The 206-nt window shown below is 56.3% G+C and carries 1 rRNA gene; it reads left to right on the top strand.

Annotation, left to right across the window (positions count from 1 at the left end):
* A 16S ribosomal RNA gene (locus J4G36_RS18390) occupies window positions 1-206 on the top strand; the annotation flags it as partial.

The following is a 206-nucleotide window of genomic DNA, read 5'->3' as shown; positions in this document are numbered from 1 at the left end:
GGTGGGATAACGGCCTACCAAGGCGACGATGCGTAGCCGACCTGAGAGGGTGATCGGCCACACTGGGACTGAGACACGGCCCAGACTCCTACGGGAGGCAGCAGTAGGGAATCTTCCACAATGGACGGAAGTCTGATGGAGCAATGCCGCGTGAGTGAAGAAGGTTTTCGGATCGTAAAACTCTGTTGTGAGGGAAGAACAAGTGC

Origin of the sequence: Sporosarcina sp. 6E9, from assembly GCF_017921835.1 — a bacterium.
Taxonomy (GTDB): domain Bacteria; phylum Bacillota; class Bacilli; order Bacillales_A; family Planococcaceae; genus Sporosarcina.
Note: the sequence above shows the minus strand (reverse complement) of the source record. Positions and strands in the feature narration are given on the sequence as shown.